The following is a 14,862-nucleotide window of genomic DNA, read 5'->3' on the forward strand; positions in this document are numbered from 1 at the left end:
GAGGTGAGAAGGATGAAGAATATGGTTGCTTCCGGTTGGAAAACATTGTGGAGTTCCCACCGGCAGACAAAAAAACTGCTGAATGTGTTTCAAACTGACCGGGAACCGACACGACACAAGGAAGAAGAGATCCAGGACCCTTCTACTGCAGGCCGCGATCAAAACCGTGGCGGCGACGGTGGGGGAGGAAACGATGGAGGAGACGATGGAGGGCATGATCCCGCCTACAAACGTCCCCAGCTCGTAGGACTTATTTTAGGGCCATTATTATTTCTAATTACCATGTTATTTTTGGATCCTTCCGGGCTGAGCTATGAAGGAAAAGCAGTTCTTGCTGTGACGCTTTGGATTGCCACCTGGTGGATCACCGAAGCAATTCCTATCCCGGCGACTTCATTACTGCCGATTGTTCTTTTGCCGATTACTGGGGGACTAGACGGAGACACCGTCGTTTCTGCTTACGGTAACGATATCATTTTCTTGTTCTTAGGTGGTTTCTTCATTGCCTACGCCATGGAAAAATGGAACCTACATAAGAGGATCGCGCTGTTTATTATAGCGGTTATCGGTACGAGCACGAATCGTATTATCCTTGGATTTATGGTAGCCACAGGGTTTTTATCCATGTGGGTATCCAACACAGCATCCACGATGATGATGCTGCCAATCGCGCTTGCGATTACGTATCAGGTATCCGAAGCTCTCAAAGGAGAGCAGGATTCCGAATCAGAAGTGAAAAAATTCGAAAAAGCGCTTATTTTCGGTGTTGGTTACGCGGGCACGGTCGGCGGTCTCGGTACACTGATCGGGACGCCGCCGCTAAGCATACTGGCCGCACAGTCGGAAGAGCTGTTCGGGCAGCAGATTTCCTTCGCGCAGTGGATAATGTTCGGTGCGCCGATTGTAGCTGTTTTCTTACTGCTGGTATGGTTTTACCTGACCCGCTTTGCGTACAACGTCGGCTTTTCGACTATTCCGGGCGGCCGTGATATGATTCAGGCGGAAAGAACAAAGCTTGGGGCGATGAAATACGAAGAGAAAATTGTAATGGCTGTGTTCGTTTTTGCCGCTACGATGTGGATAACACGTTCCTTTTTTTGGGAAAGCATCGTTGGATTGGAAGGGCTTAGCGACGGATCCATTGCTATGATCGCTACGGTTCTGCTGTTTTTGATTCCTGCCACGAAGGAACAAAAGGATCCGAGAGTGCTCGTCTGGAGCGATTCCAGAGAAATTCCGTGGGGCATTCTGCTGTTATTCGGGGGCGGTCTCGCTATTGCTGCCGGGTTCAGCGAAACAGATCTGGCCGAATGGATCGGTAACAGCTTAACTGTTCTTGAAGGGTTAAATATTATCCTCGTTATTCTTGTTTCTGCCACGCTCGTATTGTTCTTAACAGAAATCACTTCCAATACGGCTACAGGAACAATGATCATCCCGTTGGTAGCCTCTCTGGCACTGGCTATTCAAGTCCACCCGTTTGCGCTGATGGTTCCGTGTGCGATGGCTGCAAACTGCGCGTTCATGCTGCCGGTTGGTACTCCGCCAAACGCCATCATTTTCGGTAGCGGGAAAATACGGATTATCGACATGGTGAAAAACGGGTTCTGGCTGAACATTATCGCGATTATAATGATTACCGTGTTAGTGTACTCGGTTCTGCCGGTCCTATGGGGCATCGATTTGACCACCGTACCCGACTCGTTCCGTAACAACTAAGGAGGACCCGTGGTGAAAATCGTACAGGTAGAAGAGCAGGCGGTGCCGATCAAATCGGATATTCGTAACGCGTTTATTGATTTCAGTAAAATGAATGTTTCTGTTATCGCAATCAAAACCGACGTAATAAAGAACGGAAAACCGGTTGTGGGTTACGGGTTTAACTCCAACGGGCGGTATGCTCCGAGCGGACTGTTGCGCGAGCGGTTTATTCCCCGGCTGCTGGAAGCCTCTGAGCAGGATATTGCGAGCGATGACGGGGAAAACCTGGATCCCTTTAAAATTTGGAATGTATTGATGACCGGCGAAAAGCCTGGCGGCCACGGGGAACGCTCCGTGGCTGTCGGAGTCATCGATATGGCGATATGGGATGCGGTGGCAAAAATTGAAGAAAAGCCGCTGTATCAGCTGCTTGCCGAAAGGTATAGAAATGGAAGGGCAGACAGCAGTGTATTTGTATATGCTGCCGGCGGCTACTACCAGCCTGGAAAAGGGCTCGATGCTCTTCAGCAGGAGATGCGTACGTACTTGGAGGCCGGCTATTCGGTGGTGAAGATGAAAATAGGTGGCTCGTCGATTGAGGAGGACATTAAACGCATCGAAGCAGTCATTGAGGTGACCGGCGACCCGGGCAAGCTGGCGGTGGATGCGAACGGACGCTTTGATTTGGATGAAGCGATTGCCTATGCAAAAGCGCTCGAGCCATATGGGCTGTTTTGGTACGAAGAAGCGGGTGACCCGCTTGATTACGCTCTTCAAAATACATTGAGCCGCTACTATTCCCATCCGATGGCGACCGGTGAAAACCTGTTTTCCATGCAGGATGCACGAAATTTAATCAGCTATGGTCGCATGCGGCCGGACCGGGACTATCTGCAGTTTGACTGCGCTCTCAGCTACGGTTTGGTGGAATATATGCGCACACTCAGTATGATGGAAGCAAACGGCTGGTCGTCGAGAAGGTGCATACCCCACGGCGGTCACCAGATGTCGCTTAATATTGCAGCCGGACTCGGTCTTGGCGGCAATGAATCCTATCCCGGCGGCTTTGAGCCATTCGGTGGATTCGCTGATGACTATCCGGTGGAAAATGGTTATGTACAGCTGCCTGAGGTTCCAGGCATCGGCTTTGAAGCAAAGAATAATCTTTATACGCTGCTGCGCTCTATGCTGCAGTAAAAGAAAGCCTGCATTCATCCTTTGATGAGTGCAGGCTGTTTTTATTATAAAAGCCGGTACAGGCTGGCTAGTCCAAGCCCGCCTCCGATTCCAATCATGGCCACGCCGAGCGGAAGATTGCCGTTTTGCATCAGCCGCATCAGCCGGGCAACAAGAATCGCCCCCGATGCGCCATACGGGTGCCCCTGAGCAATGGCACCTCCGGCTGTATTCAGCCGCTCAGGTGGAATGCCGAGTTGAAATGCAGAGGCAAGCACCTGGGAGGCAAACGCTTCATTGCATTCCCATACGGAAATGTCCCATACAGACAAACGATTTCGCTCCAGCAGCCGGCGTGCAGCAGGCACCGGACCGACGCCTGGCATCGTCGGATCGACACCGACTGCGGCGGCATCGATGATTTCAAGCGCAGGCTCAAGTCCGTGCTGCCGGCAGGAGGAGCGACTTGCCATCAGCGTGAGTGCCGCTCCGTCACTGATCCGGGAGGAGTTGGCAGCGGTGACTGTCCCGTTTTCCTGGAAAACAGAGGGGGCCCGGCGGATGATTTTGGACATTTTATCTGGAGAACGAAGCTCGGCGTCTGCCTGGATGGTGCTCACCGGAATGATTTCCCGGGCAATATCCGGCTTTGCTGCTTCCTCCCACGAAAGCCTGTAGCTTCGTTCGGCAAAGGCGTCCTGCTCTGCGCGGGAAATGCTGTAGGCTTCAGCTACCGTTTCCGCGGCTTCCCCCATATCAGGATCTCCGATAAACTTTGGAGAAAAGCGGGCTCTTTCCTGCGTGGCGGAGACCGGGTAGGCTTCCGAGGCGAAAAAGGAGCGCTTCGGGGCCCGGCTTGTGCTTTCCACTCCGCCGGCAAGAACGGTATCCGCGGCGCCGGCCTGCAGATGCCGGAACCCCTGATGCACAGCTTCAAGGCCTGAACCGCACTGGCGGTCCACTGTTACGCCGGGAACAGACATATCATATCCGGCTTCAAGCAGACTGAGCCGGGCAAGGTTACCGCCCGGACCAACTGCATTTCCTATAAAAACTTCGTCAGCCGGGACCCGGTCATTTATCCCGTGATGGACCTGGAAATGCTTATACAGCGGCGCCGTCAGCTGTTCCGGCTCCAATTGGGAAAACGTCCCGTTCACATGATGTACAGGGCTCCGTTTGGCATCAATAATATAGACAGGCTCAGTCATCATTACCGCTCTCCTTTAAATGAAGCTTCGTAATACTTCTGCACCCGCGACCGGTCGATTTTGCCGCTGCCAAGTACGGGAAGACGGTCCATATGCCGGCATGCAGGTATTTTATAAGCGGGGAGCTGTTTTCGGCAGTGTGCCTGCACTTTGCCGGAGCCAGCCCTTCCAGTATACAGCGCAGCAATCTTTTCCCCCTGAAAAGCATCCTGTACGCCAAAAGCGACTGCCTGGTCAACGTCCGGGTGGCTCATGAGTACCTGTTCAATTTCTTCCGCATAAATATTACGCCCGCGGCTGACGATCTTGCCGCTCCGGCGGCCAGTAATATAAAGAAATCCTTCCTCATCGACGCAGCCAATATCTCCGGTAGCAACCGAAGAGGGAGAATGAAAAGACTCATCTCCGGCATAGCCGCTGAATAAAAACGGGCTTGTTATGATTAATTCTCCGGAGTCCCGGGAAGCTGCGACTTCCACCAAAGGAAAAAGGCGGCCGGTGCAGGAAGTGCTGACCTGTTCTGCACGATGGTTTAAGGCACTGATAAAGCTGGTTTCTGCACTGCCGTAGAATTCATACAGATCCGCAGAAGGAAATCGGGCGAATGCTTTTTGATTATCGGCAGGGAACCATTTTTCTCCTCCCGTAATGATAAGTCTGACCGAGGGAGAAGGGAGAAAGGAGTGGCTGAGAAGCCAGCGGAGCGTGGTAGGTACAGCGTACAATACTGTAATCTGCTGCTCGTCCACCATCCGGTCAAACGCCCGGGGTGAGTGTCGGGCGGGCAGAACAACGGTGTGGCCGTTTTCGAGCATACGGACGGCACCGTACAAAAAGAGAGAGTGGGAGAGCTTTCCGGTAATCAGTACGCGTTCGTTATCCTGAAACGGAAAAAGCTGCTCGTCCGCTTCAAAGCTTTTCAGCCAGGAACGATGGCTCCGAAGGCATACCTTTGGGCTCCCCGAGGAACCTGACGTGCAGGCACCGTAAAACAAATCGGTTTCTTCGCAGAACGCAGAGGGCGCGGACGGATACGCCTCAGTGCCGGTAACGTCTGCAAGCATCAATGAAGGTACCGGAATTCCGGTCTCTTCAGTTTCTGAAACGAAAAGGATGGGCCTGGAGGAGGAAAGAAGAGAAGCTTTCGTGGCGCTGTCCAGCATTGCATCCACTGGCACAGCAATCCCGCCTCCAGACACGACCGCAAAAAACATATACAGCTGCTCTAGAGGATCCTGAAGTGCAAAAGCAATCTGCTTTTGAAAAAACGGGCCGTAAGCAGCTTGCAGCTGACTCCGCCGGTGGTTAATGGTTTCGTGCAGCTCCCGCCAGCTGATGGAACATTTCGAGTAAAAAAGCGCCGTCCCGTCAGGGTTAGAATCAGCATGCCGGGTGATAGCCTGGCCGATCATTTAAAGTCCTCCCCCTCTCGGCGCTAAAGCCTGATTTTGTGCTGCTTGTTCAGCCTGACTGCCACAAAGCCGGCAACCACCGCTTTAAAAATATCTCCCGGCAGAAAAGCGAGTGCCTGAATGGCGGCAGTGGTCCACGGTATGTTTATTAAAAACGATAAGTAGGTTACCCCGCCGGCATAAATGACAACAATACCGCCGACGATATTGGCAAACAAATACTTTGGAAACGACGGCTTCTTGAAAGAATGGGCGATCCAGCCAATGATAAATGCCCCGATCGGCCAGCTTAAAATGTAGCCGCCGCCTGCACCGAATAATACTCCGGCACCGCCGCGTCCGCCGGCGAGCAGTGGCAGTCCTATCATCACGAGTACGACAAACAGCAGTATGCTGAGGCCGCCGTATCTCGCACCGAGCAGAGAGCCTGCAAGCATGACACCGAGGGTCTGCAGGGTAATTGGCACCGGACTGAATGGAAGCGGAATTGGCGGCACAATGCCTAAAGCTGCGATAATTGCTGCAAATAAAGCCGTATAAATAATTTTTTGTATACGCATCTATGTTCACCTCACTGATTTCTAAGGATAGAAAGAAATCAGCAATTTGTCAACTTGATTTAAAAAATGGTTTACGAAAGATAGTCAATTTGTTAAATCGGGGTCAGCAGAAAGGCGGAGGCAGGAAGAAACAGTGTGACAAAATGTCACACCGAGCCGCTATGGTGCCAATAGAACAATTATAATAAAGAAAAAATATACTTTTAACAGGAGGAATCGCTGTGCAGCAAGTATATGAATCAACTGCCGCCAAACATATTACGTTAAAAGAAATATTGGAGCGGCCAATATTTCAGAATATTACGTTTATTGGAAGCGGAGAGGCCTTAAAACGGACGGTTGAATGGGTGCACGTCATCGAAGTAGCTGAGGTGGAGCAGCTGTTGAACGGAAAAGAATTGATTTTAACGACTGGTGTAGGCTGGCATAATGACGAAGAGCTCTCCCTGGCTTTTTTAAATCAGCTGATTGAGAGCGGTGCCGCAGGGCTTTGTATCGAGCTGGGTACATATACGGACCGGCTGCCGGAAGCGATGCTGCAAAGAGCAGAAGCCTGTGATTTTCCGCTGATTTTATTTCATGAGCAGGTGCGCTATGTGGACATTACGCAGGACCTGCATGCGTTTTTTATTCATAGGCAGTATACCCTGATGCGGGATCTTGAAATATTGTCCCAGACATTTAACCAGATGCTTTTGAACGGTCGCGGGGTGGGGGAACTTCTGCAAGAGCTGCGCGCCCAGACGGAACTGGAGCTGTTTTATCTTCCGGTGCAGGGGGAAAGTGAATTCGTTCCCGAAATCACAGCGGCACGCGAGCAGCAGTTCGTCAGCCGGTGGCTTGAGAACAAAACAGAGGACAGGGAATTTGTAATGCACAAGCCGATCATGGTCCTTGATCAGTATTTCGCCGATATTGTTGTATATGGAAGCGGCCGGGAGCTAACGTCGTTTGAAGAACTGGCCGTGGACCGGTGTGCGACAGCGGTGGCTCAGGAGGTAATGCGCACAGCTTATATGGAGGAGCGGAAACGATACCGGGATGAGATGTGGATCCACGAATGGCTGAACGGTGACCATCAAGAGGAAAAGCTGCGCCGTCATCTAATCAGTCACTATGGGCGTGAGGAATTTTCAGAGGCCTGTGTATGTGTGATGGAGACGTCGCACCTGCCACTCTCTGCGTCAGCGCTCGAAGCCTGGTATGTGCAAAAAGCGATGGTGGCAAGAGCAGCCTTTGAGGAAAAACAAATACTGTTTTTATCCACTGTACTGCCTCAGGGACCGGTGTATGTACTGCTTGACACTGTCAGATCAAAACAGGAATCATTTTCCAAACGGATGTATAAAGCGTTTGAGCAGCTGCGGAAAACAGAGGCCCTGGAAGATAAACAGCTTTATGATTTCGCAGCGTTCGGGAAGTGTTTAAAACAAACGTTCCAAATAGGGCGGAGCTTTGAGACGGCGAAGGAAACGATGACGATTCAGCGGAAAATCGGCCGGCTGCCGATGCCATTTTATGAAAACCTTCATCTTCTCCGCACGGTGCATTATATGGAGCAGCAGGGGGATCTTGAGGATTATATCCAGGATTATCTCGGTGAGGTGATCTCGTACGATGCTCAAAAAAATGTCCGCCTGCTGCAGACATTAAAAGTATATTTGGAATGCTTCGGATCCAAGCAGGCGACAGCGAAGCGGCTGTTTGTCGTCCGTCAGACGCTGTATCACCGTCTGGATAAAATTCAGGAGCTGCTGGGGGAGGATATTCTGGAAGCGCCGAAGCGGCTTTCGATTGAACTGGCCATCCATGCGTACGAATACAAATACGGGAGTGTTGAATAACGTAAAGAAGGAAGCCGCGGCTTCCTTCTTTTTGATCCTGCTAAGATAAACTTTCCGAAGAAGTACTGGCGGCCCGCTGCTTTAACAAAAAGGCAAAATATTTGCGGGCGTCCGGGCTTTCGAGGTGAAGAGTAAAGGTTTCGGTATCCTTTTGAAAGCGGACAAACGTGCCCTCGAGGTTTTCCGATACACCTCCGATGGAAAAGCCATCGTTCAGCAGGCTGTCAATCTGCTCTTTTTCAATTAAAAAGTGCTCGTGTTCTTTCATAAGCGGCGCCCCTCCTATTTCATGCTGGCAACATCTGGTCTGACTTCTTCTTCTGCTTCGTCTGCAGGAACTTCCCAGTCTCTTCCAACGGTGATACCGAGGTATTTATCATCGCTCGGATCTTCGATTTCCACCTGCTTATACTTTTTGAACCACCAGTACTTAGCGAGGAAGTAATAGCAGATGCCCCCGGCAAAGAACCCGGCAATAAAAGAAAAGTTGATGAAGAAAATAGCGACGGCACCTCCGACGGCCCAGGAAATCAGGCCGGCGGCGTTGATCCCTTTAAAGTAACGGTACTGGCCGGTGTGCTTGTAGAGGTCCGGTACGTTCACCCGGCGTTTTCTTAGAACATAGTAGTCTGCTACTAAAATACCAACAACGGCGGAGAGGACGCCGCCTACGATGAGAAGGACAGTGTCAAGTAAGCTGAAAATTAACCATGGCTGGGCAGCAGTCCCGATAATACCCGCCATAAACACACCTACAAAGAACGGAATTTTCGGCCCGCCAACGTTGGAAAAAATCGTCGCTGCAGAAATAACGTTTGCACTGGTGTTGGTGGACCACTGGGCGAGCACAATCATGAGCAGAAGCACTGCGAGTACGAGCCCGCCGGCTGTCTCTTGAAGAGCTACGACCGGATCAAAATTGCCGAGGGCAATAAAGCAGATGGCGCCGATGACTACCATGAATGTCTGCACAAGGGGAAGGGCGATCATGCTTCCGACCATCGTGCCGCGGTTTCTTTTAAACCAGTTGCGTTCATATTTCGGAGCTTTAATATAACGGCTCAGCGAAGGGATATCTGTCGCGAGTGTACTCCAAAATCCCATGTTGGCAAAGATAACGATCACAAAAGCAGTTACCGCAGAGCCTGCTCCGACCTCGATGCCGTCCCAGTTCCATACGTTCGTTCCCTGGGCGGATGCTTCACCGGTAAGAACAATGTACATCCATATCGAAATCAGAATGATCGCGGGGGCGGCAAAGTCAGCAAACCGTTCCACAGCCTTGATGCCAATGGCCGTATTGATCAGCTGGGCGCCGGCGAACAGGGCGTAACAGACGGCCCAGTTATCAAAGCCGGTCAATATATTTAAAATGCCGTTCATCGCGGTGGAGCCGAAGTATGTGTTGATCCCGAACCAGAACGAGGCGGCAATGCCTCTGGTCACAGAGGGGAGATGCGTGCCGATCGTACCGAAGGGGGCCCGCATATAGACAGGAAAGGACAACCCGTGTTCAATGCCGATATCACCGACGATCGTAATAAACAGCCCGATAGCTACACACCCGATCAGGGAAGCGAAGATAACCCAGCCGAGAGGAAGGGAGGAGACGCCTTCTCCGCCGATGGCAAAGGCAGCCAGGACGACCGCCATTCCGACCCACATAACGGCAAAGCCGAAGGTGCTGATTTTCCGTTTATCATGGCCCACCGGCATCAGGTCCGGAGATTTTAAGTAGCTGTTATCTTTCATGAGTCATCGTCATCCTTTCTGTTTCTTGAAATTTTTACCTGCGGGTAAACAATATACCTGAGCCGTCAAAGACGATCACCAGTCCTGAAGAAACAGAGGAAGAAGGGGAAGAAAAGACCCCGGGTATACTACACTAATGTGGAGGCGGCAGTTTTGGAGCTGCTTCCTAAAGCGAAAGGCTTGCGCTTCATGTATTTCCCGTACCCCGGTTCACCCTCCAGCTTCCGGTCGCGTACAACAAAGCGGCCGCGTACCATGGTGGACTCAATCACGCCCTGCACCTCCATGCCTTCAAAGGCGTTGTAATCAACCGCCATGTGCTGCGTTTTGACCGAAATGGTCCGGCTCTCATCCGGATTGAACAGCACAAGGTCGGCATCAGCGCCAACAGCGATTGTTCCCTTGTCCGGATAGAGACCAAACAGCTTGGCGCTTTTTGTCGAGGTAATATCAACAAACTGCTGGCGCGAAATTCTGCCTTTGGCTACTCCTTCTGAGTAAAGAATACTCATCCGGTCTTCAATCATCGGACCGCCGTTTGGAATTTTTGTGAAGTCGTCCTTGCCAAGGTCCTTCTGGCCGTTAAAGTCAAACGAGCACTGATCGGAGCCGATGGTTGACAGATCTCCGTTTTTAATCGCCGTCCAGAGCTCCTCCTGGTTCCATTTTTCACGAAGCGGCGGGCTCCATACATACTTGGCGCCTTCGAATCCGGGCTGGTCCATGTAGCTTTCATCAAGCACGAGGTACTGCGGGCACGTTTCGCCCCAGACATTGGCGCCCTTGCGGCGTGCTTTGCGGATTTCTTCTGCGGCATCAGCGCAGGAAACGTGAACGACATACAGCTGAGAGTCAGCAAGCCCGGTGAAGCGGGCTGCGCGGCCGGTCGCTTCCCCTTCGATTTCAGACGGACGGGTGCGGGCGTGATAAATAGGCTCGGTGTTGCCGGCAGCGAGTGCTTCTTCGGTTAAGTGCTGAATCACGTCGCCGTTTTCGGCATGTACCATGACGAGCGCCCCGAGCTCTTTGGCAGCAAGCAGCGTGCGGTAAAGCGTTTCGTCATCGGCCTGGAAGACATTTTTGTAAGCCATAAACACCTTAAAGGATGTAATCCCGTCGTTTTGAATGATCGAAGGAAGCTGGTCAAGCACATCTTCATTCATTTGAGTAATCATTAGGTGAAAGCCGTAATCAATCACGGAACGTCCCTGGGATTTATCGTGCCATCCCTGAATCGAGGAGCTGAGCGGTTTGTCCTTGCTTGTCAGGCAGAAGTCGATCACGCTCGTTGTTCCGCCAAAAGCGGCAGCGATGGACCCGCTTTCGAAGTCATCCCTGGAAACGGTGCCTCCAAACGGCATTTCGAGGTGGGTGTGCGGATCCACTCCTCCCGGGAAAATGTACTGGCCGGAGGCGTCGACGATTTCTGCCTCGGCCTCCTGGAGATTTTTGCCGATAGTTGTGATTTTTTCATCTTCGATAAGAATATCTGCCTCATATTCGTCGCTCGCTGTCACAATGGTTCCATTTTTGATAATCGTTTTTGCCAAAATAATCTCCTCCTGTTATTGATTAGATCCGGCACCTGCCATCAGCTGCTGGCGTTCGTTCCATGTCATCGGCTCATCTCCGATCTTTCTGGCAACTTCCACCATATCGATGGCACCATCCACTGGACAGACGATGGAGCATAGGTTACAGCCGACGCAGTCATCTTCGCGCACCCGCAGTATATCGTTGCCATCTTCGTCCTTCAGCATATCGATGCACTGATGGGACGTATCTTCACAGGCAATGTAGCACTTGTTGCAGTTAATACAGACATCGTTATTGATTTTAGCGGCAACCCGGTAGGTAAGATCGAGGTCACCCCAGTCAGAATACTTCGGCACCGTCTGCCCGATCAGCTGATCGAGGGAGGCAAGACCTTTTTCGTCCATGTAGTTGCTGAGGCCGTCGATCATATCTTCAACAATACGGAAGCCGTGATGCATAGCTGCCGTACACACTTGGACGTTTGAAGCCCCCATCAGCATAAACTCCGCGGCTTCCTGCCAGCTGGACACGCCACCCATACCGGAAATAGGAACGTCGATGCCAGGTGTTCTGGCGCATTCCCCGACCATATTCAAAGCGATCGGTTTTACGGCAGGACCGCAGTAGCCGCCGTGGGCGCCTTTACCATCTACATTCGGTATGGTATTCCAGGAATCAAGATCGACTCCGGAAAGGCTGTTAATCGTATTGATCATGCTGACGGCATCGGCTCCGCCCTCGACGGCGGCTTTAGCCGTGAACGTAATATCCGTGATATTCGGTGTTAATTTAACGATCACCGGCGTCCGGGCCACCTCCTTCACCCATGCCGTCTGCTGGCGGACGAGCTCCGGCACCTGGCCGGACGCTGACCCCATCCCACGCTCTGCCATTCCGTGCGGACAGCCAAAGTTTAGCTCAAGGCCATCGACACCTGCTGCTTCGACTCTTTTGACGATTTCATGCCACTTGTCACGGTCTGGCTCCACCATCAATGAGCCGATAATTGCATGCTCCGGGTAAAGACGTTTCGTTTCTTCAATTTCCCGCAGGTTCACTTCAAGCGGCCGGTCGGAAATCAGCTCAATATTGTTGAATCCAGCTACCTGGTTTCCGCCAAATGATACGGCGGAAAAACGGGAGGAAACGTTCAGAATCGGGTCTCCCATCGTTTTCCACACAGCACCGCCCCAGCCTGCTTCGAAAGCGCGCTGTACCTGGTACCCGCTATTGGTTGGGGGCGCGGATGCGAGCCAGAAGGGGTTTGGGGAACGGATGCCGGCGACATTGGTCGTTAAATCTGCCATGAAAACACTCCTTTCAGATTATGGTTCAGCCTGCTGCCTGAGTACCTGCCGAAAGCTGCTGATGAATCGTATAAGCGGCCTGCTTTCCCTGCTCCGCAGCACTCACGACCATCGCTTCCCCCTGACCGCTGCCAAATATGACGTCCCCGACGGCAAAATGGTTTGGTTCGGAAGCGGCGTAGGAGGCATCCACAGTAACGACGCCATCTGTATGATCAAGGCCGAACATTGCGATCGTATCCTGCAGCCGCTCCTGGCCAATGGCCCGTATAACGACATCCACATCCATCATAAAGTTGGAATTTTGGATCGGGACCGGGCGCTGACGTCCGTCCTGGTCTGCTTCGCCAAGCTCCATCTGAACGCATTCAAGGCCATCGACTTCCCCGTTGGCATTTTTTTCGATTTTCACGGGGGAAGTAAGCCATTGAAAAGCGATGCCGTCTTGCTTGGCAAATTCAAATTCGAACGGGTAGGCGGTCATTTCATTTTTTGTCCGTCTGTAAACGATACTGACGTGTTCAGCACCGAGACGGGTGGAACAGGTGGCTGCGTCAACTGCCGTGTTGCCGGCGCCGATAACGGCCACCCGCTTGCCGGCGAGATTACTGGAAAACGTACCCTCTTTGGTGGATCGTACGAAATCCACAGCGTCATACACGCCAGAAGCGTCCTCTCCTTCCATATGAAGCTCCGGAACGCTTCCCATACCGACAGCGATAATGATGGAATCAAACTGCTCCCGGAGATCCTCTGGGGTAACGTCTATTCCGACTGTGGTATTCGTGCGGATGGTTACGCCCATGTTTACAATCTGGTCGATTTCCCATTTCACAATATCAACCGGAAGGCGGAAGGAAACGATACCGTAACGGTTCAAGCCCCCGGGTTCATCGTCAGCTTCAAAAATGGTGACCTGATGCCCAAACCGGGCGAGCTCCCGTGCTGCTGCCAGACCAGCGGGGCCGCTGCCAACAATAGCAATATGTTTGGAGGTCGAAGGACCCGCTTCAAACAGTACCTGCTCATTGCGGATGGCCCAATCCGTGGCGTAGCGCTGCAGATCACCAATCATGATCGGCTCGGATTCGCCGTTTAATACACAGGCGCCTTCGCATAATTCCTCGGTCGGACAGACGCGTGCACAGCTAGCTCCAACAGGATTGGCATCCATGATTGTGACTGCGGATCCCTTTAAATTGCCGGAGGCTATTTTTTTAATAAAGGCAGGAATGTCTATGCCTGTCGGACAGGCCTGAATACAGGGGGCGTCGTAGCAGAACAGGCAGCGGTTCGATTCCTTAACGGCATGGGTTGTTGTAAGGGGGCTGTTTACTTCAGCAAAATTTTCCTGCAGCTGTTCAGTGGAAATCCATGCATCCGAGCGGTGGTTGGACATGGTAAAACTCCTTTCGGGTTTTAAAGTAGGGCGCTCATGGAGCCGTACGTTTCGGGCCGGCGGTCGCGGTAAAACTGCCAGGCGTTCCGCACCTCCCGGATCATTTCTTTGTCCATGTCTGCGACAAGAACTTCATCCTGATCACGGCTTGCGATACCGACAAAGTCACCGCGGGGGTCTACCACGTAGGACTGGCCGTAAAATTCACCCATGTTCCAGGGCGCTTCGTAGCCCACTCTGTTGATCGCAGCCAGGTAATAGCCGTTGGCCACGGCGTGGGCCGGCTGCTCGAGCTTCCAGAGGTATTCAGAGGTGCCGGCGACTGTAGCCGATGGGTTGAAAACAACTTCGGCCCCGTTCAGCCCCAGCAGCCGGGCCCCTTCCGGGAAATGCCGGTCGTAGCAGATATAGACGCCGACTTTCGCATAAGCTGTGTCAAACACCGGGTAGCCGAGATTGCCCGGTTTAAAATAAAATTTTTCCCAAAATCCGTAGCCTTCATTGCCGGCAGCAACATGGGGAATATGATTTTTCCGGTATTTTCCTAAGTACGAGCCGTCTGCATCAATGACGGCGGCTGTATTATAATAAGCGGCGATGCCTTCACGTTCATAGACGGGAAGCACAATCACGGTGCCAAGCTCTTTAGCGAGATCCTGAAACAGCCGGGTGGTTGGTCCTTCCGGAACCTGTTCAGCTGCTTCGTACCATTTCATTGACTGTTCGGAGCAGAAATAAGGACCGTAAAATATTTCCTGAAGCCCGATAATCTGTGCTCCTTGAGCGGCAGCCTCGCGAACCATGCGTATATGTTTTTCAATGGCTTTTTCTTTATGCTCCTGTACAGAGGCACTGCCTTCGACGTCATTGGAAGCCTGGATAACTCCTATACGGACCTGATCGGTCATACAATCAATCCCCTTTCGGTTTGTTTTTTCAATAGTATAGAATTTTCTGAAAAAAG

At 51.9% G+C, this 14,862-nt stretch carries 12 protein-coding genes; 3 read left to right on the forward strand and 9 right to left on the reverse strand.

Going from position 1 to position 14,862, the window contains the following annotated elements; translation table 11 throughout:
* Nucleotides 1-12 precede the first annotated feature (12 nt).
* Both Q9M42_RS14155 and Q9M42_RS14160 read left to right on the forward strand, forming a co-directional pair.
* Nucleotides 13-1,719 (forward strand): SLC13 family permease, encoded by a 1,707-nt coding sequence (locus Q9M42_RS14155; protein ID WP_322527109.1) that lies wholly within the window; start codon nt 13-15, stop codon nt 1,717-1,719.
* 12 nt (nt 1,720-1,731) lie between these two features.
* Nucleotides 1,732-2,898: a mandelate racemase/muconate lactonizing enzyme family protein gene (locus Q9M42_RS14160; protein WP_322527110.1), complete on the forward strand. Its 1,167-nt coding sequence runs from the start codon at nt 1,732-1,734 to the stop codon at nt 2,896-2,898.
* Between the two features lie 44 nt (nt 2,899-2,942).
* On the opposite strand, the gene Q9M42_RS14165 is transcribed toward Q9M42_RS14160, so the two are convergent.
* The 3 genes from Q9M42_RS14165 to Q9M42_RS14175 are packed head-to-tail and all read right to left on the reverse strand — an operon-like array spanning nt 2,943 to nt 6,060.
* Nucleotides 2,943-4,091: a thiolase family protein gene (locus tag Q9M42_RS14165; protein WP_322527111.1), complete on the reverse strand. Its 1,149-nt coding sequence runs from the start codon at nt 4,089-4,091 to the stop codon at nt 2,943-2,945.
* Nucleotides 4,091-5,500, reverse strand: a complete 1,410-nt coding sequence (locus Q9M42_RS14170) for an AMP-binding protein (protein WP_322527112.1) — start codon at nt 5,498-5,500, stop codon at nt 4,091-4,093. The genes Q9M42_RS14165 and Q9M42_RS14170 overlap by 1 nt, the downstream gene beginning before the upstream one ends.
* Nucleotides 5,501-5,523: 23 nt before the next feature.
* Nucleotides 5,524-6,060: a biotin transporter BioY gene (locus Q9M42_RS14175; protein ID WP_322527113.1), complete on the reverse strand. Its 537-nt coding sequence runs from the start codon at nt 6,058-6,060 to the stop codon at nt 5,524-5,526.
* Nucleotides 6,061-6,281: 221 nt separating this feature from the next.
* Here Q9M42_RS14175 and Q9M42_RS14180 point away from each other — a divergent pair, with 221 nt between their 5' ends.
* Complete coding sequence (locus Q9M42_RS14180; RefSeq protein WP_322527114.1) at nt 6,282-7,904, forward strand: PucR family transcriptional regulator; 1,623 nt, start codon at nt 6,282-6,284, stop codon at nt 7,902-7,904.
* 40 nt (nt 7,905-7,944) lie between these two features.
* Here Q9M42_RS14180 and Q9M42_RS14185 read toward each other — a convergent pair whose 3' ends face one another.
* The 6 genes from Q9M42_RS14185 to Q9M42_RS14210 form a co-directional block, all read right to left on the reverse strand.
* Nucleotides 7,945-8,172 carry a hypothetical protein gene (locus Q9M42_RS14185; RefSeq protein WP_322527115.1) on the reverse strand — a complete coding sequence of 76 codons (228 nt, stop codon included), beginning with the start codon at nt 8,170-8,172 and terminating at the stop codon, nt 7,945-7,947.
* Nucleotides 8,173-8,186: 14 nt separating this feature from the next.
* The gene (locus Q9M42_RS14190; RefSeq protein WP_322527116.1) at nt 8,187-9,656 is read right to left on the reverse strand and encodes an NCS1 family transporter; all 1,470 of its coding nucleotides are present in this window, start codon (nt 9,654-9,656) and stop codon (nt 8,187-8,189) included.
* A 128-nt stretch (nt 9,657-9,784) separates the two neighbouring features.
* Nucleotides 9,785-11,209 (reverse strand): dihydropyrimidinase, encoded by a 1,425-nt coding sequence (hydA, locus tag Q9M42_RS14195; protein WP_440972332.1) that lies wholly within the window; start codon nt 11,207-11,209, stop codon nt 9,785-9,787.
* Nucleotides 11,210-11,221: 12 nt separating this feature from the next.
* Entirely contained in the window at nt 11,222-12,499 is a 1,278-nt protein-coding gene (preA, locus tag Q9M42_RS14200) for an NAD-dependent dihydropyrimidine dehydrogenase subunit PreA (RefSeq protein ID WP_322527118.1), read from the reverse strand.
* Between the two features lie 25 nt (nt 12,500-12,524).
* On the reverse strand, nt 12,525-13,898 hold the full coding sequence (locus tag Q9M42_RS14205; RefSeq protein ID WP_322527119.1) for an NAD(P)-dependent oxidoreductase: 1,374 nt from the start codon (nt 13,896-13,898) through the stop codon (nt 12,525-12,527).
* Between the two features lie 20 nt (nt 13,899-13,918).
* A complete protein-coding gene (locus Q9M42_RS14210) occupies nt 13,919-14,806 on the reverse strand; it encodes a nitrilase-related carbon-nitrogen hydrolase (protein WP_322527120.1) in 888 nt (295 codons plus the stop codon).
* Nucleotides 14,807-14,862: the final 56 nt, after the last annotated feature.

It is taken from the genome of Marinococcus luteus (assembly GCF_034497705.1).
In the GTDB taxonomy this organism is placed as follows: Bacteria; Bacillota; Bacilli; order Bacillales; family Marinococcaceae; genus Marinococcus; species Marinococcus luteus_A.